The sequence below is a fragment of the Halorubrum sp. CGM4_25_10-8A genome (assembly GCF_005435025.1).
GTDB lineage: Archaea > Halobacteriota > Halobacteria > Halobacteriales > Haloferacaceae > Halorubrum > Halorubrum ezzemoulense.
This window is the reverse complement of record NZ_SGTX01000002.1, coordinates 46,043-67,122: the sequence shown is the minus strand read 5'-3', so window position 1 is coordinate 67,122 and position 21,080 is coordinate 46,043. Positions and strand designations below refer to the sequence as shown.

Sequence of the window (21,080 nt, the reverse complement as noted above, 5' to 3'; positions counted from 1 at the left end):
GCGTTACGCGTCGTCCGCGACGAGGTCCTCGTAGCGCGCGCCGGTCTGTTTCAGCGTCTCGGTCGAGTAGAGTCGCTCGTGGTCGAACGGGAGGTGGTCGGTCGCCAGCTCGTCGATCTTCGCGTCGACCGCCTCCGCCTCCCGACCGTGGATCATCGTGAACAGGTTGTACTCCCAGTCCTGGTCGGGGCGACGCGGGCGGTGGTAACAGAGCGTGACGTACGGGAGGCTGCCGACCGCCTCGCCGCGCTCGTCGAGCTCCTCGTCCGGCACGTCCCAAACCACCATACAGTTGTTCGTGAAGCCGGTGACGACGTGGTTGACGACGCAACCGATCCGCTTGATACAGCCGTCGGCGAGGAGGCGCTCGACCGCCGCGAGCACGTCGTCGACGGGCGCGTCGATCTCGTTCGCCACGTCGGCGTAGGGGGTCGCGGACAGCGGGAAGCCGTCCTGGATCGCCAAGAGGAGGTCCGCTTCGAGCGGGCTCAGGTCGCCGCGCGCGTCCTCGGAGATGCGGGTGGCGGAGACGTCGGTGTGGTCGAGCGACTCCCGCGCGAACCGGTCGGCGTTGACTACGGGGAACTCAAGGTCGATGTAGTAGTCCGTGAGCATCGGGAGCGCCAGCACCTCGCAGCCGGTTCGCTCCTCGATCTCCGCGAGGATCTCGTCGCGCTTCTCGCGGGAGCCCGCGGTGACGACGAACCACTGGTTCCACTCGTGGTCGCGGCGGTAGTTGTGGTTCACCTGCCGGTACCCGTTGATCACCTCGGCGACCTCGTCGAACCGGTCGTCCGGCGCGCGCACCGCCGCGAGCGTCGACGAGCCGATGACCGGCGGGTTGAGGACCGCGCCGAACCGGCGGAACACGCCGCGCTCGCGGAGGTCGCGGACGCGGTCGAGGAGGTCGTCGGCGTCGACCGCGACGCCCGTCTCGGCCGCGATCTCGCGGGCGACCCGCTCGAACGGACGGCGTTCGACGGGGAAGCCGCTCTGGTACTCGTCGATGAGGGCCGCGTCGACCGCGTCGAGGTCGGCCCGCCAGTCGGCGTCCAAACTCATTGGAAACGCTTGGGGCGGAGTGTACGTACGGGTTTCGGAGGGCGCCGACCGTCAGGGGGACACCACGTTCGGGGCGGAGCGTCGGTCGGGGTGGAGCGTCGGTCGTCGGCGGGGGGCCTCGCCGGGCGTCGCGACGGTGATTCAGTCGTCGGCGGGGGCCTCGCCGGGCGTCGGCGCGAACGCCCGGGCGCTCTTCTCCAACTGCGCCGTCGAGCAGCCGCCGACGGTCGCGGCCTGTTCGAGCGTCAGCGTGCGGGACCGATACAGCGTGAGCGCGGTGGCGACGGATTTGGACGTCATCGGGTACGATCGCTAACTATCTGGACAAGCATATAACTCTAACGCTATTTTGACTCTGATACGACACACCTACAGAGCAAGTTTAGCGCTTATTCACATATTTTCTCACAGAACGAGACATTCGTTCATTTATACTGTGTGAGTGAGTGCCACAGATCGGGCGAGAGCGGTCGCGCCGTCCCGGCTCATCGCTCGCGCGCGGTGTTGCCGCGTCGAGTCGGAGGGCGGAGGCGGTCCCTCTCGTTCCCGCGGTGCGGGAGTCGAACGGGGGACTTTTCGTGCGAGAAGCCTAACGGAGCGTATGGCTCAGGCGACTCAGGAGTTCGGCGACTGGCCCCTCAAGCGGCTGATGACCGAGGTCTGCGGCTCCGGCCACAAGTCGGCCGACGACCTGACGCGCGCGCAGGCGACCGAGGCGTTCGAGCGCATCCTCGCGGGCGAGCCCGACCCGACGACGCTCGGGGCGTTCTGGCTCTCGAACCGCTGGAAGCGGAACACGGCCGAGGAGCTCGGCGCGTACGTCGACGTGATGTGCGACCGCGTCGAGTACGCCGAACCCGACGCCGACCCCGTCGACTGCGGCGCGAACTACGACGGGAAGGGACGGACGGCGATCCTCGGCGTCGCGGCGGGCGCGGTCGCGGCCGCCGCGGGCACTCCCGTCGTCGTCCACTCGGGCGACCGCGTGCCCACGCAGAAGCAGGACGCGTACAAACACGTCCTCGACGAGCTCGGCGTCCACACGGAGCTGACCCCCGCCGACTCAGCCGACATGGTCGACGAGACCGGCTTCGGCTTCTACTACCAGCCCGCGTTCAACCCCGCCATCGACGACCTGTTCGACCGGCGCGACCAGATGGGCGTCCGGTCGTTCGTCAACACCGTCGAGACGCTGGCGAACCCCGCCGGCGCGTCCGTCCACCTCGGCTCCTTCTACCACCTCGCGTTCGCGAAGAAGGTGGTCGACACGTTCGTCGAAAGCGAGTTCCACGACCTCGACCGCGTCCTGATGTTCCAGGGCATGGAGGGGTACGACGACGTACGCCCCGGCTACACCAAGGTCGCCGAGTGGGACGCGTCGGGCGACGACGGCGAGGGCAGCGAGGGCGCGTCCTTCGACGACTTCGAGATCGAGACCGCGGAGTACGGGATGGACCTCGAGGAAGACGACCTCGCGGTCGACGACGTCGCGACCGACTCCGCCGCGATCACCGAGGAGGTGCTGGCGGGCGAGCGAGACGGCGCCTTCGCGGACGCGGTCGCGGTCAACGCCGCGCTTCGGATCTACGCCGGCGGCGACGCCGACTCCATCGAGGAGGGCCTCGACGCCGCCCGCGAGGCCATCGACGACGGCTCCGCGCACGACGTGCTCGAAGCGGTGCGGGAGTTCTGAAGGGGCGCGACGCGGGCGTTACAGTTCGCGGGCGGGCGCCGGGGGCATCGCCCGCTTGTGGGCGCTGCGCTCGTGGAGGTCGACCACGCGGTCGACGGCCTCTTCGGGCACGTCGAGTTCGCTGACCGTCGCCGACCGCGAGAGTCCGCCGTCGACGTGGACCGCGAGGATGGCGTCGACGGTGTCGTAGTCGAGCCCCATCTCCTCGGCGTCGGTCTGGCCCTCCCACATCCCCGCGGTCGGCTCCTGCATCACGAGGTCGCGGGGGACGCCGACGTGGGCGGCCAGCTGGCGCACCTGCTGTTTGTAGAGGTTGCCGATGGGGTTACAGTCGACCGCCTGGTCGCCGTACTTCGTGTAGTAGCCGGTCATCGCCTCTGCGCGGTTCCCGGTGCCGAGGACGACCCGGTTCTCGGCGTTAGCGACGAAGTAGTTCAACACGGCGCGGGTGCGGACGTAGACGTTCCCGGCCGCCATCTGGTCCGTCGCGGCCTCCGGGACCGCGTCGAAGAAGGCCTCCGCGATCGGCTGGATCTCGATCACGTCGTACTCGACGCCGAGGTCGTGGGCGACGCGCTCCGCGTCGCTCATCACGTCCGCGTCGTTCACCGCCGAGGGCATCGTGAGGCCGTGGAGGCCGTCCTCGCCGAGCGCCTCGACCGCGAGGTGGGCGGTGAGCGTCGAGTCGATACCGCCCGAGAGGCCGAGGACCGCCCCCTCGGCGCCCGCGTCGTCGACGACGTCGCGGATGAACGAGACGATGCGCTCGCGGGTCGCCGCAAGTTCGTCGTCCGAGAGGCGGAGGTCGAGCGGGGGGTCGTCCGACAGCAACACCGACTGCTCCGATGCGTGGCTCATACGTCTATTGAGGGGCCGCAGCGATTAATACCTCCGCGTTGGCCCCGTGAACTGGACGCGTGTCGGGTTCTGTCCGGTCGCCGGCGGACGCCCGGAGGGGTCGCCTATAACAGCCCCTCGCGCTCGGCGAGCAGGAGCCCTTCGAGCGTCGCGTCGTTCGTCGGGGGCTCCCGGGCGATGTCCAGCGCCTCGTCGACCGGGACCGCTCGCGGCGCGAGGAACTCGTTGCTGTCGTGGTCGACGTCGACCGGCTCCAACCCCTCGGCGAACACGTAGCCGCGCGTGTGGCGCAACACGCCCGTCGAACACCACACCTCCTGGAGCAGCGACGTCGAGGACGGCGCAAAGCCGGTCTCCTCGGCGAGTTCGCGCGCACCGGCCTCGGTGTAGGACTCGCCGGACTCGACGATTCCGGCCGGGAGCTCCAGCTGCGTGTTCCGCACGGTGGGCCGGTACTGCTCGACGAACAGCACCCGGTCGTCGGCGACCGCGACGATCACCGTCGCGGGCGACAGCTCCGCCCAGTAGTACTTCTTCTCCGTGCCGTCGGGCTGCTCGACGCGGTCGTAACCGCCGACGAACCACCCCTCGTCGTACTCGACGACGACCTCCTCCACCGGCCACTCGGGCCCGCCCGGCAGCGAGTGGTTGCGCCCGTCGGAGAACGCGGGGAGCTCGCGGAGGTCGGCGGCCGGCGCGTCGGCGCCGGCGGGTCCCTCGTCCGCGCCGGGCGCCCCGTCTTCGTCCGTCACGGGCGGACCACCTCGGCGTGGTACACCTCGCCGCCGCGGCGCACCCGCACGCCGGTCTCGGTCGAGGCGTTCGGCACCTGTTGGGTGAGCGCGTCGACCTCGTCGAACGGGGTGTGGGTGAACCACTCCTTCATCCCGTACGGCCCGGCCTGGTAGCCGTCGGAGCGCCCGTCAGGGCTCTCTATCGCACCGATCAGGTACGGGTACCGGCGGTCGGAGACGTTGTTCACGTCGGCGGCAGTGCCGTTCGTCTCGATCGGTTCGACGGTGAGGTAGTAGGGGTCGCCGCTCCCGAGGTAGCTCGGGAGCCCGCCGAGCGCGAGCAGCGCGACGACGACGAGAACGATGGCGATGAGGAGGTTCCGGGTGACCCGGCGCATGGTCGCCGTAGGGTCCCGCGGGGAATACCGGTTTCGGCCGACCGGACCGCGGTCGGCGGGACGCGACCGCGTGGGTGACGACTCGCGGTGACGCGACCGCGACGGCGGCGACTCACGGCGAGAGGGCGGCGACGCGTTTTAGCCCGAGGCCGCCCTGTTCGCGGTATGGAGTACCGGTTCGAGCTGGCGTTGTGCGCCGCGCTCGAATCGCCTGACCGGGTCGTCGCCCGCCAGCTCGGGGCGGGCGTCGAGACGCCCGGCGCGCGCATCGTCGATGTCTGTCTGCTGTCGCCGGGACCCGGCTTCGACGACCGCGCCGCGATCAGCGCCGAGCGGATCCCCGGTCCGGCCGTCGAGGCCGCGGTCGGCCCGGGCGAGGCCGTCCCCGTCGCCGACGCCTTCGACCTCCCGCCGGACCGGGCCGCAGCCGTCGTCGACCGCGCGGTCGAGGTCGGCTACCTCGAACGCGAGCGGCGGAACGGCCGGGAGGTCGTCCGCGCGACCGCGCGCTACCCGGACGACTGGGTGGGCGAGCTCGTCGCCGTCGAGAACAAGCCCGACCTCGGGACGCCGGGCGACCTGGAGGCGCAGCTCCGGTACGACGCCGCGCTCGGACTCTTCGACGAGGTGGTCCTCGCCACCGCCTCGTACGTCACCCGCGCGCACCTCAATCGGATCCCGGACGCGGTCGGCGTCTGGCGGTTCGACCCGGAGACGGGCGAGCGCGAGGTCGTCCGCGAGCCGACGCCGCTCGACCCGGCGGCGCCGGGCGTCGAGATCCGCGACGAGCGGCCCTCCCGCACGGACGTGGCGCTCGTCGGCCCCGAGGCGAAGGCCCGCAAGCGGCGGCGGGTCGCCGAGCGCGCCTACGGGAAGGGGTGGCGCCCCGAGCCGCCGGCGTGCGCGCACGGCGAGGCGACCGCCGACGGGCGACCGCGCTGCGCGCACTTCGACCGCGTCGTCGACCCCGGCCGCGAGTGCGGAGGCGGGTGTCCCGCGTTCGAGGCGGCCGACCCGCCGGCGGCCGAGCGCGACGGCCTCCGCGACGAACGGACGGCGTGGGTCGCGGCTCCCGAGGGGGACGGCCCGCGCCGTCAGTCCGGGCTCTCACGGTATCTGTGAGAACGCTTATACGGCGAGGGCGGGTCTCTCCGGTATGGACGAGATCGAAGACGTCTTCGTCGCGCGACTGATGTCGACGGACCTCCACACGGTGACGCCGGACACGTTGGTCGAGGACGCGGCCGCGGTGCTGCTCGAAAACGACATCAGCTCCGTGCTGGTCGTCGACGACGACGGCGACCTCGTCGGGATCCTCACCTCGACGGACTTCGTCGACATCGTCGCCAAGAGCCAACCGAAAGCCGAGACGACCGTCGAGCGGTACATGACGCGCGACCCGATCACCACCGGCGCGCAAGACGACGTGTCGGCGGTCGCCGCGACGATGCTGGAACGCGGGTTCCACCACGTCCCGGTCGTCGACGGGAAGACCCCCATCGGCATCATCACCACCTCCGACTTCGCCGCGTACGTCTCCTCGCCGGAGTCGGTCTCCGCGTAGGGCCCGCGGGTCGGCGTCCGGTCGGCGGTCGCTCCGCGCGTCTCCGTCGCGAGGCGTCCGCGACCGCGACAAGTGACGCCACTTCCTGTGGCCGTATTACACCGGAACGCGTACCGTGGTCCGTGTCCGATCACCTACACCTCAACCTCTTCACCATGACCTCGGTGGAGCACGTCTCGCCCGGATCGTGGCGGTACCCCGGCGACCGGTCGGCGGACTACGCCGACCGCGAGTACTGGACCGAGGTCGCGCGCACCGCCGAGCGCGGCGGCTTCGACGCGGTGTTCTTCGCCGACGTGCGCGGAATCTACGACGTGTACGGCGACGACCGCGAGACGGCCGTCGAGCGGGCGGTCCAGACGCCAGCGAACGACCCGCAGCTGGTCGTGCCCGCGATGGCGGAGGTCACGGACGACCTCGGCTTCGCGGTGACGCGCTCGACGACGTACACCCACCCCTACCAGCTGGCGCGGGAGTTCTCGACGCTCGATCACCTCACCGACGGCCGGGTGGCGATCAACGTCGTCACCTCGTACCTAGAGTCGGCCGCGGCGAACCTCGGCCTCGACGATCGGATGGACAAGGAGACGCGCTACGACCGCGCCGACGAGTTCCTCGACGTCTGCTACGAGCTGTGGGAGGAGTCGTGGGAAGACGACGCGGTCGAGGTCGACCGCGAGGCCGGGCGGTACAGCGACCCGGAGAAGGTCCACGCGATCGATTACGAGGGCGATCACTTCTCTGTGCCGGGGCCGCACGGCTGCGAGCCGTCGCCTCAGCGCACCCCCGTCGTCTACCAGGCCGGCTCCTCCGACTACGGCCGGTCGTTCGCCGCGCGCAACGCCGAGGCCGTCTTCGCCAGCCAGCCGACCGAGGAGGGCGTCGTCGAGTACATGTCGGACGTGAAGTCGCGCGCGGCCGACGCCGGGCGCGACCCCGAGAGCCTCCGCTTTTTCATCGGCGTGGTGCCGATCGTCGGCGAGACGCAGGCGCTCGCGGAGGCGAAGCACGCGGAGTACAAGCGGCACGTCGACGTCGAGGCGACGCTCGCGCTGCTGTCCGGCTTCCTCGACATGGACCTATCCGAACTCGACCCCGACCAGAAGGTCGAACACATCGAGACGGACGCGATCCAAGGGACGATGAACGCGTTCACGAAGGCGCAGCCGGACCGCGAGTGGACGGTCCGCGAAGTCGCGGAGTTCTGCGGGCTCGGCACCACCTCGCCGAAGATCGTCGGCACCCCGGAGGTGATCGCCGACGAGCTCCAGCGCTGGCACGAAGAGGTCGGCGTCCACGGGTTCAACGTCAAGGAGGTCGTCCGCCCGGACTCGCTCGTCGACTTCGTCGACCTCGTCGTCCCGGAGCTCCGCGAGCGCGGGCTCGTCCCCCCGGCCGACGCCGAGCCGCCGGGTGAGACGCTCCGCGAGCGACTCCTCGGCGAAGGACAGACGCGGCTCCGCGCCGACCACCCCGCCCGCCAGTAGCGGGAGAGAGTCCGCCGCCGAGTCGACGGGACCGGACCGCAGTCGGGCTGTTTCGGTTCCTGTTGGTCACGTGTTGTGAACATCTTGCCGCTAGCTAATACGATAACGCTGCCGCCCCCGGCACGCTTAAGTATCTACCTCCGCTTGTTTCAGGTGACGCTTCGCTTGGAGGGCCGAAGCGTCAGCGGGGACCTACTGAACGACACGCTCGTGCCACCTTTTCCCGGCACGGGCGTGCCGTTCGTTCCTTTGACTCCCGAGCTACGGGTGTTCCGTCCGTTTGCGACAACGGCGTGGTAGTGATGGAAGCGCTCGTCACCGACCGGTGCGCCCAGCGGCGTCGCACTCGCGCGCGGCGGTGGATGTGGCCGACGGGCGCCAACCGATCGTTTCAGAGGTTCTCTTGCTGGTACGCGCCGTCGTACGTCCCGTCGTGGTCGGCCTCTGCGAGCACCAGCTGCGCGATCCGCGCGCCCGGCTCGATCTCGATCGGGTGTCCCACGTCGAGGCGCCCCTCGCCGACCCCCTCGTAGCCCGCGTCCCACACCGCGGTGTCGAGGGTACAGGCGTTCCGCAGCAGCGTCGAGCGCGGGAGGACGAAGCCGATCCGCTCGTCCGGGATCCGCACCGGCTCGCCGTACCGGACGACGTAGCTCCCGCGTTCGAGCCGGTAACAGTCGCCCCGCGGCTCCAGCTCCCGGCGCTCGCCCACGCGCTTCCCGTCGCGCCCGAGCCGGCCCGGTTCCGCCTGTTCGAACAGCGCGTCGACGGTGAGGTCGACGCCGTTCGGCTGTCGCTGCGCGTCGTCGAGGTCGGCGCCGGCCGCGGAGAGCGCCGCCGCGACCGCGGCTCCCGAATCGAACATGCGCGTCCGGAACCGCGGCCGAGCCTAAACGGTGTCGACCGCGCGGCGGGTCGCTCGCGCGGAAAGCGGCAGCTCTCGCCGGAGGCGCGGAGACGGTGGTTTTCGGCCGTTTCAGGCGTTTAATGACCTAAAATACTCGGCACGGCTACGTATTTCACGGTGTATGGTACCACTGTGAGTTCACAGCGAACGTTGCCGCATCGGACGATCTAACACGGTCGATCTTCGGGAAACTCGCGGGTTTTATATCCACGGGAGAGCCAACTGCGGATGATATGGGACAAACGATTACAGAGAAGATCCTCGATGAGCATCTCGTCGAGGGCGAGCTGACGCCCGGCGAGGAGATCGGCATCGAGATAGACCAAGTGCTGACGCAGGACACCACGGGGACGATGGTGTGGCTCCAGTTCGAGGCCCTCGAAATGGACGAGGTCCAGACGGAGCTGGCCGCGCAGTACTGCGACCACCAGACGTACCAGTTCGACTTCAAGAACACCGACGACCACCGCTTCCTCCGCTCCGCGGCCGGCACGTACGGCGCGTACTTCTCGCGGCCCGGCAACGGTATCTGCCACCAAGTCCACAAGGAGAACTTCGCGGCGCCCGGCAAGACGCTGCTCGGCTCCGACTCGCACACGCCGACCCCCGGCGGGCTCGGCCAGCTCGCGATCGGCGCCGGCGGGCTCGACATCGCCGTCGCGATGGGCGGCGGCCCCTACTACGTCGAGATGCCGGAGGTCGTCAACGTCCACCTCGAGGGCGAGCTCCCCGAGTGGGCGACCGCGAAGGACATCGCGCTCCACCTGCTCGGCGAGCTGACCGTCAAGGGCGGCGTCGGCAAGATCTTCGAGTACACCGGCCCCGGCGCCGAGAAGCTCACGATCCCCGAGCGCACCACGATCACGAACCTCGGCACCGAGCTCGGCGCCACCTCCTCGATCTTCGCGACCGACGAGAAGACGAAGGACTGGCTCGCGCGCCAGGACCGCGAGGACGAGTTCGTCGACCTCCAGCCCGACGAGGACGCGGAGTACGCGGAGACGATCGAGGTCGACCTGACCGAGCTCGAGCCGCTCGTGGCCGCCCCCTCGATGCCCGACAACGTCGCCCCCGTCAGCGAGTACGAGGGCACCGACGTCGAGCAGGTCATCGTCGGCTCCTGTACCAACGGCGCCTACGAGGACATCCTCCCCAGCGCGAAGATGCTGGAGGACCGCGAGGTCGCCAAGCAGACCGAGATGATCGTCGCGCCCGGCTCGAAGCAGGCCTCCGAGATGCTGGCACGCGAGGGCTGGACCGCGGAGATGATGGCGGCCGGCGTCAACTTCTCCGAGGCGACCTGCGGCGCGTGTATCGGCATCGGTCACGTGCCCGCCTCCGACTCCGTCTCGCTGCGCACCTTCAACCGCAACTTCGAGGGCCGCTCGGGCATCGAGGACGACTCCGTCTTCCTCTGCTCGCCCGAGGTCGCCACCGCGGCGGCCATCACCGGCGAGATCGTCGACCCGCGTGACCTCGCGGACGAGCTCGGCGACCTCGAAGCGCCCGGTCTCGAAATGGGTACGAAGTACGGCCCCGGCATGGGAGAGGACGACTCCGACATCATCTCGCCCGACGAGGCGATCGACGACGGGCTCGTCAAGGGTCCGAACATCGGCGACGTGCCGCTGAAGGACGACATCGACGTGGACGGCGGCGAGGCCCTCCTCAAGATGGAGGACAACATCACCACCGACCACATCATCCCGGCGACGGCGGACATCCTGAAGTTCCGCTCGAACATCGAGAAGCTCTCCGAGTTCACGCTCTCGCGCGTCGACGACACGTTCGCCGACCGCGCGCTCGACGCCGACGGCGGCGTCCTCGTGGCCGGCGAGAACTACGGCCAGGGCTCCTCGCGCGAACACGCCGCGCTCTGTCCGATGTACCTCGGCATCGAGGCCGTCTTTGCGCAGAGCTTCGCCCGCATCCACAAGGCGAACCTGTTCAACTTCGGGATCGTCCCGCTGGCGATCGACGAGGAGACGTACGAGGAGATCGACCAGGGCGACGACCTCGAAATCGTCGACGACGTGCCCGCGGGCGTCCGCTCCGGGCAGGAGGAGTTCACCGTGAGCGTCAACGGCGAGTGGGAGTTCACCGCCGACCTCGACGCCTCCGAGCGCGAGCGCGACATCCTCGCGGCCGGCGGCAAGCTCTCGTGGGTCAAACAGCAGCACGCCGACGGCGGCTCCGGCGCGACGCCGGCCGACGACTGACGCCGCGACCGCGCGGCCGAACCCGACTTTCTTTTTTCGCTCCTCACCAGCGGCGGCGACGCGCCCGACGCGGCGAGATCGAGGCGGACCCGTCGGTGGGCGGTCGGAAAGAGATACAGAAAACGCCGGCGGCGTCAGCGGGCCGCGGCGGCGACGCGTTCGCGCTCCTCCTTCTGCGAGATGGAGTAGGAGCCCTCGACGTCGTAGTCGGCGGCGGCGACGAGTTCGTTCGCGAGCGCCTCGGCGGCGGCGGTCGTCGACTTGTACGTCGCGCTCGCGACGGCGTCGGAGATGAAGAGCAACGCCTGATCGACGCGGCGCTGGGGCGCGACGTCGACCGCCTTCGGGACGGAGATGCCGCCGTACTTCAGGCGGACGGTCTCCTCGCGGGGCGCGGCGTTCTCGACGGCGCTCACGAGGATCTGGACCGGGTTCTCCTCGGTCCGGTCGTGAACGATGTCGAAGGCGTCGCGGACGATCCGCGTCGCCTGCTGTTTCTTCCCGGTGTTCTCCTCGGTCTGCATCAGGCGGTTGATCAGCCGCTCGACCAGGGAGATCTCCGACTTCTTGAACTGCTTCGACGCGTGGCGGCCCATCGTGTGCGCGATGGGCGTCACCGTCATGTACCGCTTCGTCGAGGGATCCTCGTAGGCGATCTCGGTGACGTCCCAGACGCCGAACAGCTTGGCGTTCTCGTTGGCGGCCTCGCTCGACGCGGGCGCGTCCGGGTCCGGCTCCTCGGCGGCGACGTCCTCCTCGGACGGCGCCTCGGTTTCCTCGCCGCTCATCTGACCGGCTTCTCCGCGTTGCCGCGAACCAGTTCGATCATCGACACGCCGTTGACCTTCTCGACTTTGTAGTTGACGCCGGAGAGGTCGCCCATCGCGCGACCCTTCGCGCCGCCGATCCCGGCGATCGTGACCTCGTCGTGCTCGTCGATGAACGAGATCGCGCCGTCACCGGGGCAGAACGCGGTGACCTGCTTCCCGTTTTTGATGAGCTGAACCCGGACGCACTTTCGGATCGCCGAGTTCGGCTGCTTTGCCTCGATGCCGACCTTTTCGAGGACGATGCCGCGCGCCTGCGGGGCACCCTCCAGGGGGTCGGACTTCGTCTTGAGCCCGCGCTCGCGCCGAGCGTACTCGGAGTCGGACCAGCGTCGCTTCTGCCGGTCCTTTTTGAGCTTACGGGCCGCGTACTTGCCGTTCGCCATCGTACGTCTACTTCCGAACGGAGCTACTTAAGCGTCGTCTTTCGCCGCCGCGAAACGCCCTCAGATTCCCCGAGCGGTACCTCTCGACGGATCTGAGGGCGTTTCGCGGCGGAACGACGGGCGCAAAACAACGTTGAGGCGATAAGCCGCCGAGAGACGCGTTCGTTCTCCGGTCGAAGCCGGCGGAAGAGTGCGCGGGTTCGGGCGCCTTCGGCGCGCGAACCGGGGGACCCCGGACGACCGGCGGAGCGTCGCTCCCCTCAGGTCAGCTGTACGTCGTCGACGTCGTAGTGACGCTCGGCGAGCCGGCGGGCGGTCTCGATGTTCGCACCCTCCGCGCCGATGGCGACGCCGCGGTCCGCCTCCGGAACCTCGACGTACGCCACGCGGTCGTTCTGCTCCGAGATGGTGACCGCGTTGACGGCCGCCGGCGCGAGCGTGCTCGCGACGAACGCCTCGGCGGTGTCGGCGTCCTCGACCAGTTCGATCGACTTGTCGAGCCGCCGCTCCGCCTCCGTGACGGTCTCGCCGGCCTGCCCGATCGCGGCCGCCATCTCGCCCGCGGGTACCACGAACACGAGCCGGTCGCCCTCCACGAGGCAGTCGGTCGGCGTGACGCCGGTCAGCTCGTCGAACCGACCGATGTAGCGCCGCGCCTCGTCGGAGAGCTCGACGCGCATTAGTCGTCGCTCACGACGCGCGACCCCATCCGGAGGTCGACGTCGCCGGTCCCCATCGAGATGGGCTTGCCGGCGATGACGTTCTCGATGACCCCGTCGAGGTCGTCGTACTCGCCGTGGATCGCGGCGTCGAGCAGGTGGTTCACCGTCACCTCGAACGCCGCGCGCGCGAGCACCGAGTCCTTGTTGCCGGAGATGCCGTGCCGGCCGATGGACTCGATCTCGCCGTTGTTCGTCATGATGTCGGCGACGAGCATGAGGTGGCGGACGTTCACGTCGTCGAGCCCCTGCTCTTCGAGCGTGTTCTTCGTCTCGTCGATGATCGTCTCGCGGGCCGCCTCGACGCCGAGGTTGCGGTAGATCTCGTGGATGTTGTTACACGTCGTCCGCGAGGCGTCGACGCCCTCGATGTCGAGGGTGTCGCCGAACGCCGACCCCTCGGTGTAGAGGACGAACTCCTCGTCGCCGTCGATCTCCTCTTTGCGGATGACGACGCGCTCGATCTCTTCGATCCCCTTGAAGACGATCTCCCGGAGCCGCTCGACGAGTTGGAGCAGCTCGCGGTAGCTCGGCTCGTTGGGGCCGAACTCGATCACGGTGCCGGCCTGCCGGGCGTCGACGCCTAACGCGTCCTCGATCGTCTCGGCGATGATCCCCGCGATCTCCGTCGGGTCGGAGTGGGTGGGCCACCGCTCCAAGAGGGTGTCGTCGTTTAAGTCGATCCGGACCAGCATGTCCGCGACGTTGGTCGATACGTCGCCGAGCGCGAGGATGCGCGTCGCCTCGATCGACCAGACGACCTCGTGGGCCTTCTCGCGGTCCGTCGCGTACTCCCCGTCGAGGTGGACCGTCATCATCGGCGTGTCCGGCGTCTTCCGGGCGTCCACCAGCTCGATGAGTCGGGGGAGCCCCTGCGTGACGTCGATTTCTGCGACGCCAGCGTAGTGAAAAGTATTCATTGTCATCTGAGTACCGGGTTCACCAATCGATTGGGCAGAAACAGTGCCCACAGGGTCCAAGGGATCAACCCGCGTCTGCTCGTAGCGGTTCTCGACGCCCTCGGCGATGTCGGTCGCCTGCTCGATGGTGACCTCGCCGGCCTCCTCGGCCTTCCGGTCTATCGCCTCGTACACCTTCGTCCTGAGTCGGCGGGGGAGCTCGGTCGCCTCCACGACCGCCTCCATGTCGTCGGTGACGTTGTCGTACTCAGTCATCGGACTCCACCCCCGGCCCGCCGGCCTTGTTGAGCCCCGGCCCGGCGTGCTCCGAGAGGTTCGTCGGCGGCTCGCGCTCGCCGAGGAACCGCTCCTTCTCCTCGTCGGAGGCGAACTCCGCGTCGACCACGCGGTCGACGATCCCGTCGACGTCGATGCCGTCCTCCTCGCCGGAGGAGACCTTCACGGGCGAGGTGCCGTCCTCGCCGAACTCGAACTGGACGATCCGGCCCGAGGTGTCCCGGACCGTGCCGTCGTACTGCGCCTCCAGCTCGGAGAGCGCGTTGATGAGCCGACGCTGGAGGTAACCGGACTTGGAGGTCCGGACCGCCGTGTCGACGAGCCCCTCGCGGCCGCCCATCGCGTGGAAGAAGAACTCCTGCGGGGTGAGCCCGCCGCGGTAGGAGTTTTCCACGAAGCCGTGCGCCTCAGAGGAGAGGTCGTTCGGTCGGTAGTGCGAGAGCGTCCGGTCCTCGTAGCCGCGGTTGATCCGCTCGCCGCGGACCGCCTGTTGGCCGACCGACCCGGCCATCTGCGTCAGGTTCAGCATCGAACCGCGGGCGCCCGAGCGCGCCATCACGACCGCCGGGTTGTCGTCGCCGAAGTGCTGGTCGGCGATCTCCCCGGCCGAGTCGCGGGCCTTCCCGAGCGTCTGCATGATCTTCATCTCGAGCGTCTCGTCGACGCCGCGGCCCGGCAGCGACTCCAGCTCGTCGGCCTCGTACGTCGCGATGAGCTCCTGAACGCGGTCGTAGGCGCTCTCGATCGCTTCGTCGACCTGCTCTTCGGCCTCCGGCGGGATCGACTCGTCGTCGATCCCGATCGAGAACCCGAAGTTCATGATCGCGCGCATCGCCAGCGACGCGATCTCGTTGATGAACACGCGGGCGCGGGTCTCGCCGTACTCCTTCGTGAGCGTGTCGACGACCTCGCCGCCGAACGCGCCGACCGCGTCCTCGTCGATGGTCCCCTCTATCAGCTGTCCGTCCTCGATGACGACGCTGTCGCCGGCCGAGGAGGTAAAGGAGAGGTCGAGGTCGTCCGGGAGCAGCTCCGAGAACAGCGTCCGGCCGGTCCAGAACTCGCGGCCGTCGTCGTCGACGCCGTCCGCCTCGGGCAGTTCGTCCACGCGCGTGGCGCGGAGCAGGTCCAGCGCCTGCGTCTCCGTGAACTCGGGGTTCGAGTGGGTGAGTAGGTAGGTGCCGGAGATGTGGTCCTGGATCGCGCCGATGATGTTCCCGCCGAACCGGGGCGAGAGGATCTGCTCTTGGACGCGCATGAGGACGCGGGCCTCGGCGCGGGCCTCCTCGTTTTGGAGCGCGTGCATGTTCATCTCGTCGCCGTCGAAGTCGGCGTTGTACGGCGGGCAGACGACGGTGTTGAGCCGGAACGTCTTGTACGGCATCACCACGACCTCGTGGGCCATGATGGACATCCGGTGGAGCGACGGCTGTCGGTTGAAGATCACGATGTCGCCGTCCACGAGGTGGCGGTTCACCTCCCAGTCGGCCTCGACCTTCTCGGCGAGCTCCTCGCAGTTCTTCTCGGTCACCTTCAGCCGGCGGCCGTCGGGACGGCGCACGTAGTTCGCGCCGGGGTGGGCCTCGGGCCCGTTGCGTACGTACTGCCGCGCCTCCTCGACGTTGCGCTCGGTGACGTTGAGCGTCTGGGTCATCTCCTTGGCGACCCGGTCCGGAACGCCGACCTCGTTCAGCGAGAGGGTCGGGTCCGGCGAGATAACGGTCCGGGCGGAGAAGTTGACGCGCTTTCCGGAGAGCGAGCCGCGGAAGCGGCCCTCCTTCCCCTTCAGCCGCTGACTGAGGGTCTTGAGGGGACGGCCGGAGCGGTGTCGCGCCGGCGGTGTCCCGCTGATCTCGTTGTCGACGAAGGTTGTGACGTGGTACTGGAGCAGCTCCCAGAGGTCCTCGATGATCAGCTGCGGGGCGCCGGCCTCGCGGTTCTCCATGAACCGCTGGTTGATCCGGATGATGTCGACCAGCTTGTGGGTGAGGTCGTCCTCGGAGCGCTGGCCGTTGTCGAGCGTGATCGAGGGACGAGTGGTCACCGGCGGGACCGGGAGCACCGTCAGGATCATCCACTCGGGGCGGGAGTGCTCGGAGTCGATGCCGAGGACCTCGAGGTCCTCGTCCGGGATGTCCTCGAACCAGTCGCGGATGTCCGAGGGCATCAGCTTGTTCATGTCCTCCTCGGTGAGGTCGACGTCCAGCGCCTTCTCGATGGCGCGGCGGTCCTCCTTGCGCGGGCGGAACTCGCCGGCCATGATCTCGTTGATCCGGTCGACGGCGATGTCCGTCTTCTCGGCGAGCTCCTGCGGCGAGGTGCCCGGGTCGTCCTCCTCCTCATCGGGCTGCATCGCGGCCGCGATTCGCTCGGAGTAGTCTCCGGAGAGCACGTCCTGAACCTCGTAGTAGGTGGTCGGCTTCTCGTGTTTGATGTCCGCCTGCGGCTCGCCGCAGAACGGGCACGTCGACGCCTTGCGGGCCTGCCGGACGGCGGCCTTCAGCACGTCGTGTTCGTCGTCGCCGAGCTCCTTCGCCCGCTCGTAGCGGTCGCGGAACTCGTCGCGCTGGGCGTCGTCCAGGGCGAGCCGACCGCACTCGCGGCACGTCGAGCGCAGCAGCCGCCGGATGAGCTTCGTGAAGCCCACGTGGATGACCGGCGCGGCCAGCTCGATGTGGCCGAAGTGGCCGTTACAGGAGCCGGAGTGCGAGCCGCAGGTCCGGCACTCCAGGCCGGGGTCGATGACCCCCAGTCGCGGGTCCATCAGCCCCATGTCGATCGGATAGCCGTCGTCGTCGTACGTGTCGGCCGTGATCACCTTCGTCGCGGACATGTCCCGGTACGTCTCCGGGTCCATGAGGCCGAAGTCGATCCCGCCGAGCACTTTCGGTGTTTGCATTGACATCTAAATCGCGTCCTCCAGTTCGAGTTTCGGTCGGATGCCGAGGGCGATCATCTCGTCGAGCAGCAGCTTGAACGCGTAGCTGACCTCCAGCTCGTGGATGTCGTCCTCGTCGCCCGTGACCGGGTCGTACACGCGGCGCTGCTCGCGGTCCTCGACGGCGACGAGCCCGGTCTCCGCTGAGACGTGGACCGTCTCGGCGTCAGAGGACTCCAGCAGCCGCTCGTTGAGCACCATCGACGCGCCGTGGCCGATGATCGTGTCGCGCTCCATCTCCCCGACGCGCAGCCCGCCCTCGCGGGCGCGCCCCTCGGTCGGCTGGCGCGTGAGCACCTGGACCGGCCCGCGCGAGCGGGCGTGGAGCTTGTTCGACACCATGTGGTACAGCTTGTGGTAGAAGATCGTCCCGACGAAGATCTCGGCGTCGATCTTCTCGCCGGTGACGCCGGAGTACATGACCTCCTTGCCGGAGGACTCGAAGCCGTACTCCTCCAGCTGACCGCGGAGCTCCTCCTCGTCTTCCCCCTGGAACGGCGTCCCGTCGACGCGCGAGCCGCGGAGCGAGCCGACCTTCCCGCCGAGCATCTCCAGCACGTGGCCGACCGTCATCCGCGACGGCAGCGCGTGCGGATTCATCACGAGGTCCGGGACGACCCCCTCCTCGGTGAACGGCATGTCCTCCTGGGGCGCGAGGTGGCCGACGACGCCCTTCTGTCCGTGTCGGGACGCGAACTTGTCGCCCAGTTCGGGAACGCGCTGGTCGCGCACCTTCACCTTCGAGAGCTTGGAGCCGTCCTCGCCTTCCATCAGCGTCACCGTGTCGACGACGCCCGATTCGCCCGAGCGCATCGTCACGGAGGTCTCGCGGCGCTTCTGCGGTGAGAGCCCGCCCATGTCGTCCGGCTCTTCGAGGAAGCGCGGCGGGCTGGTCTTCCCGAGCAGGACGGACGACTCGTCGACCTTCGTCTCGGGGTTGACGAGGCCGTCCTCGTCGAGGTGGGTGTACGCGTCCTCGCCGCGCGCGCCGCGAACGTCCTGGTCCGGAATCTCGAAGCGGTCCTCCTGGCCGCCGGGGTACCGGCGCTCCTCGCCCTCGTAGGTCCGGAAGAAGTGCGAGCGGGTGAGCGCGCGGTCGACGGAGCCCTGGTTCATCACCAGCGCGTCCTCGATGTTGAAGCCCTCGTAGGACATCACGGCGACGACGAAGTTCTGCGCCGCCGGCCGCTTGTCGAAGCTGATCTGGTCGGACGTCTGCGTCTTCACCATCGCCAGCTGCGGGTAGTGCAGGAGGTGCTGACGCGTGTCCGGCCGGATGCGGTAGTTGGCCGAGGGGAGCCCGAGCGACTGCTTCATCATCCCCGCGCCCATGGTGATCCGCGGGCTCGCGTTGTGCTCGGGGTACGGAATCATCCCCGCGCCGATGCCGAAGACGAGCTGCGGGTCGATCTCGAGGTGCGTGTGGTCCTCGGTCACGTCCTCCTCGTCGACCGCAACGAGGATGTCCTCCTCCTCCTCCGCGTCGATGAACTCGACGTAGCCGCGCTCGACGAGGTCCTCGAACTCGACGTCGCCGCGTTCGAGGGCCTCGATCTCCTCGTCGCCGAGGAGCGGCTCGCCGTTCTCGACGACGATGAGCGGGCGTCGCGCCCGCCCCGCGTCGGCGTTGACGATGACCTCGCGGGTCCGGTCTTTCACCGAGACGTTCACCATCTCCGAGACGTCGCCGCGGCGGCGCGCCTCGCGTATCTGTTCGGCGAGCTCGTCCGGGTTCTCGTGGGTGCCGACGAGGCTCCCGTTGACGTACACCTTCGCTTCGCGTTCTGCTTGTGCCATGATCAGTCGTCCGCCGTCTGTCGTTCGACGCCCTCGATGCCGGGGATCCCCTCGACACCCATCGACGCCAGTTCTCGTTTCAGCCCCTGTTCGTCCTCAACCGTCTGCGAGAGCTCCATCGCCTGCGCGAAGTTCTTCACGAGCCCGCAGTTCGGCCCCTCCGGCGTCTCGGAGGGACAGATGCGACCCCACTGGGTCGCGTGGAGGTCCCGCGCCTCGAAGTGCGGCTGCGACCGCGACAGCGGCGAGCGCAGGCGCCGCAGGTGCGAGAGCACGCCCATGTAGTCGGTCCGGTCGACGAGCTGGGAGACGCCCGAGCGGCCGCCGACCCAGTTCCCCGTCGCGATCGGGTGTTCGAGGCGCTCGGTCAGCACGTCGGAGCGGACCACCGTGTTGACGGTGAGCTGCCGGTTCCGCATGTTCGCGCGCTCCAGCTGGTACTTCACGTCGCGCGCCAGCTTGTTGAGAGCGGTCCGGAACAGGTCGCGCATCAGGTCGCCGGAGACCTTCAGGCGCTTGTTCGCGTAGTGGTCCTTGTCGTCGGCCTCGCGGCGGTCGAGAGCGAGCTCGAAGCACGCCTCGGCCATCCGGCAGAGGTAGTACGCCTTGTTGATCCGCACGTCCTCCTCGTCGACGCCCTCCTCGTGGAGGTGCGGGAGGAGGTAGCGGTCGATGACGTAGTTCGCCCGCTTGAGCTGGTAGTTCTTCCCCTGACCGCTCGCGACGCGCTCGCCGAGGGTCTCAATTGCCTCCTCGGTCGTCTGGACCGAGGCCTCCTCTAAGTTCTCCAGCATGAACTTCACGATCTCGGGGTCGTCCGAGACGCGGTGGACGATCTCCTCGTCGGATTCGAGCCCGAGCGCGCGGACGAGCGTCACGAAGTCGATGGAGCCGGAGACGGAGGGGAACGACACTTCGAGCAGCCCCTCGCGGTTGCGTTCACAGAGCACTAAGGCGCGGTAGCCCCGGCGCTGGGAGAACGTCTTCGCGACCTGGATCTCGTCGCCGTACTTCGAGTCGTACTCGGCGAGGATCTTGTTCGGCGCCAGGTCCTCCGAGGTCATCAGCACGCGCTCGGAGCCGTTGACGATGAAGTAGCCGCCGGGGTCGACGGGGTCCTCGCCGATGTCGATGAGCTCCTCGTCGGAGAAGCCCGCCATGTTACACTTGTCCGAGCCGACCATGATCGGCATCCGACCGACCTTCGTCTCGGTCGTGTCGACGACCTGCTCCGGTTCGTCCTCGCCGCCGCGGACGATGGACATCTCCATGAACACGGGCGCCGAGTAGGTGATGTTGCGGAGGCGCGCCTCCTGGGGATAGAGCAGCTCCTCGGAGCCGTCGGCCTCGCGGACGCGCGGGGTGACCATCCGCACGTCGCCGAGCTCGACGTAGACGGGCTCCTGGCCCTCCTTGTCGCCGATGTCCGTCTCGATCGTCTCCTTCTCGTCGACGACTTCCTGCATGCCGCGGTCCAGGAAGTTGTTGAACGAGCGGAAGTGGTGTTCGGCGAGCCGTTCGTCGGAGAAGTATTCGCGTGAAACCACGCGTCGGTCTTGCCTGTTCATGAGACGACCAGTCGATACACGACCGCCTCGTCGGTCGTGCGGGAGTCGCGGACGATCTTCACCACGTCCCCGACCTCGGCCTCGTCGGGGAGCGCGGGATCCGTGCGTTTGATCTTCGGTAAGTTCGTTTTCTTCACGTCGTACTCCGCCAGGACCTCTTCGACCTCCTCGGGGTCGTCGAGGAGGACGTGGTCCGGGACGAGTTCGTGTTGGCTTACGTCTACCATGGGTGCTGGTGGTGGGGAGAAGCTATCACGAGATACTACAGGTAGGTATATGCGCCAGCGTCATAAGACTTACCAAGCGCCGCCGCGCGCGGCTCACGGGTCGCGGGGCGTTCGACACTCCCACACACGCGAGGTTGACACAAAAGGATATCGGAGGCAACCCCCCTGTCACCGGACCCCATCCTCGTCGGCGATGACAAGCCTTATTTGCCAGACAGGGATACGAACTGGTACGACAAGCCCGGATGGTGTAGTGGCCCATCATACGACCCTGTCACGGTCGTGACGCGGGTTCAAATCCCGCTCCGGGCGTCCCCGGTTTCGGGGCGCTGTCGCTTGGTTGCCCGGATGGTGTAGTGGCCCATCATACGACCCTGTCACGGTCGTGACGCGGGTTCAAATCCCGCTCCGGGCGTTTCTGCTGTCGCAATTGCGAGCGAGGAGCGGTAGCGACGAGCGAGTACCGCGACAGCAGAAACCGTCGAAGGGATTTGAGTCAG

Annotated in this window: 19 protein-coding genes and 2 tRNA genes; 7 read left to right on the top strand and 14 right to left on the bottom strand. The window is 68.4% G+C overall.

All coding sequences use genetic code 11. From position 1 onward, the window contains the following. Positions 1-3: 3 nt before the first annotated feature. A complete protein-coding gene (locus EXE52_RS02715; RefSeq protein ID WP_137703419.1) occupies positions 4-1,062 on the bottom strand; it encodes an Lrp/AsnC family transcriptional regulator in 1,059 nt (352 codons plus the stop codon). Positions 1,063-1,203: 141 nt separating this feature from the next. Beyond that, positions 1,204-1,362 carry a hypothetical protein gene (locus EXE52_RS18400; protein ID WP_167373093.1) on the bottom strand — a complete coding sequence of 53 codons (159 nt, stop codon included), beginning with the start codon at positions 1,360-1,362 and terminating at the stop codon, positions 1,204-1,206. 301 nt (positions 1,363-1,663) lie between these two features. On the opposite strand from EXE52_RS18400, the gene EXE52_RS02710 reads away from it, so the two are divergent. Then, positions 1,664-2,755, top strand: coding sequence for an anthranilate phosphoribosyltransferase (locus tag EXE52_RS02710; RefSeq protein WP_094495608.1), 1,092 nt, complete (start codon positions 1,664-1,666; stop codon positions 2,753-2,755). A gap of 18 nt (positions 2,756-2,773) precedes the next feature. Here the strand turns inward: EXE52_RS02710 and EXE52_RS02705 are convergent, their stop codons facing one another. From EXE52_RS02705 to EXE52_RS02695, 3 genes are all read right to left on the bottom strand, one after another. Next, complete coding sequence (locus EXE52_RS02705) at positions 2,774-3,613, bottom strand: NAD+ synthase (protein WP_049932225.1); 840 nt, start codon at positions 3,611-3,613, stop codon at positions 2,774-2,776. Between the two features lie 104 nt (positions 3,614-3,717). Next, complete coding sequence (locus EXE52_RS02700; RefSeq protein WP_137703418.1) at positions 3,718-4,365, bottom strand: NUDIX hydrolase; 648 nt, start codon at positions 4,363-4,365, stop codon at positions 3,718-3,720. Continuing rightward, positions 4,362-4,745: a hypothetical protein gene (locus EXE52_RS02695; RefSeq protein WP_137703417.1), complete on the bottom strand. Its 384-nt coding sequence runs from the start codon at positions 4,743-4,745 to the stop codon at positions 4,362-4,364. Before EXE52_RS02695 ends, EXE52_RS02700 begins: the two co-directional genes overlap by 4 nt. A 165-nt stretch (positions 4,746-4,910) precedes the next feature. On the opposite strand from EXE52_RS02695, the gene EXE52_RS02690 reads away from it, so the two are divergent. The 3 genes from EXE52_RS02690 (at position 4,911) to EXE52_RS02680 (ending at position 7,796) form a co-directional block, all read left to right on the top strand. Further along, the gene (locus EXE52_RS02690) at positions 4,911-5,867 is read left to right on the top strand and encodes a DUF5787 family protein (protein ID WP_049932219.1); all 957 of its coding nucleotides are present in this window, start codon (positions 4,911-4,913) and stop codon (positions 5,865-5,867) included. Positions 5,868-5,901: 34 nt separating this feature from the next. Further along, positions 5,902-6,309 (top strand): cyclic nucleotide-binding/CBS domain-containing protein, encoded by a 408-nt coding sequence (locus tag EXE52_RS02685; RefSeq protein WP_086215291.1) that lies wholly within the window; start codon positions 5,902-5,904, stop codon positions 6,307-6,309. Positions 6,310-6,431: 122 nt separating this feature from the next. Continuing rightward, positions 6,432-7,796 (top strand): LLM class flavin-dependent oxidoreductase, encoded by a 1,365-nt coding sequence (locus EXE52_RS02680; RefSeq protein ID WP_086219935.1) that lies wholly within the window; start codon positions 6,432-6,434, stop codon positions 7,794-7,796. A gap of 391 nt (positions 7,797-8,187) precedes the next feature. On the opposite strand, the gene EXE52_RS02675 is transcribed toward EXE52_RS02680, so the two are convergent. Next, complete coding sequence (locus EXE52_RS02675; RefSeq protein WP_049932211.1) at positions 8,188-8,661, bottom strand: deoxyuridine 5'-triphosphate nucleotidohydrolase; 474 nt, start codon at positions 8,659-8,661, stop codon at positions 8,188-8,190. A 275-nt stretch (positions 8,662-8,936) separates the two neighbouring features. On the opposite strand from EXE52_RS02675, the gene EXE52_RS02670 reads away from it, so the two are divergent. Further along, positions 8,937-10,922 (top strand): aconitate hydratase, encoded by a 1,986-nt coding sequence (locus tag EXE52_RS02670; RefSeq protein WP_049932208.1) that lies wholly within the window; start codon positions 8,937-8,939, stop codon positions 10,920-10,922. Between the two features lie 134 nt (positions 10,923-11,056). On the opposite strand, the gene EXE52_RS02665 is transcribed toward EXE52_RS02670, so the two are convergent. The 8 genes from EXE52_RS02665 to EXE52_RS02630 form a co-directional block, all read right to left on the bottom strand. Further along, a complete protein-coding gene (locus EXE52_RS02665) occupies positions 11,057-11,710 on the bottom strand; it encodes a 30S ribosomal protein S7 (RefSeq protein ID WP_049932207.1) in 654 nt (217 codons plus the stop codon). Then, on the bottom strand, positions 11,707-12,135 hold the full coding sequence (locus EXE52_RS02660; protein ID WP_006111505.1) for a 30S ribosomal protein S12: 429 nt from the start codon (positions 12,133-12,135) through the stop codon (positions 11,707-11,709). Before EXE52_RS02660 ends, EXE52_RS02665 begins: the two co-directional genes overlap by 4 nt. Positions 12,136-12,395: 260 nt before the next feature. Beyond that, complete coding sequence (locus tag EXE52_RS02655) at positions 12,396-12,815, bottom strand: NusA-like transcription termination signal-binding factor (RefSeq protein ID WP_049932204.1); 420 nt, start codon at positions 12,813-12,815, stop codon at positions 12,396-12,398. Next, a complete protein-coding gene (gene rpoA2, locus EXE52_RS02650; RefSeq protein WP_049932202.1) occupies positions 12,815-14,029 on the bottom strand; it encodes a DNA-directed RNA polymerase subunit A'' in 1,215 nt (404 codons plus the stop codon). The genes EXE52_RS02655 and rpoA2 overlap by 1 nt, the downstream gene beginning before the upstream one ends. After that, positions 14,022-16,949, bottom strand: coding sequence for a DNA-directed RNA polymerase subunit A' (locus EXE52_RS02645; RefSeq protein WP_049932201.1), 2,928 nt, complete (start codon positions 16,947-16,949; stop codon positions 14,022-14,024). The genes rpoA2 and EXE52_RS02645 overlap by 8 nt, the downstream gene beginning before the upstream one ends. A gap of 6 nt (positions 16,950-16,955) precedes the next feature. After that, entirely contained in the window at positions 16,956-18,785 is a 1,830-nt protein-coding gene (gene rpoB / locus EXE52_RS02640) for a DNA-directed RNA polymerase subunit B (protein WP_004599095.1), read from the bottom strand. 2 nt (positions 18,786-18,787) lie between these two features. After that, a complete protein-coding gene (locus EXE52_RS02635) occupies positions 18,788-20,353 on the bottom strand; it encodes a DNA-directed RNA polymerase subunit B'' (RefSeq protein WP_006111499.1) in 1,566 nt (521 codons plus the stop codon). Next, positions 20,350-20,580, bottom strand: coding sequence for a DNA-directed RNA polymerase subunit H (locus EXE52_RS02630; protein ID WP_004599097.1), 231 nt, complete (start codon positions 20,578-20,580; stop codon positions 20,350-20,352). Before EXE52_RS02630 ends, EXE52_RS02635 begins: the two co-directional genes overlap by 4 nt. Before the next feature lie 239 nt (positions 20,581-20,819). Between EXE52_RS02630 and EXE52_RS02625 the strand changes: the two genes are divergently transcribed. Both EXE52_RS02625 and EXE52_RS02620 read left to right on the top strand, forming a co-directional pair. Continuing rightward, positions 20,820-20,892: transfer RNA gene (locus EXE52_RS02625), tRNA-Asp, on the top strand. Between the two features lie 30 nt (positions 20,893-20,922). After that, positions 20,923-20,995: transfer RNA gene (locus EXE52_RS02620), tRNA-Asp, on the top strand. Positions 20,996-21,080 lie beyond the last annotated feature (85 nt).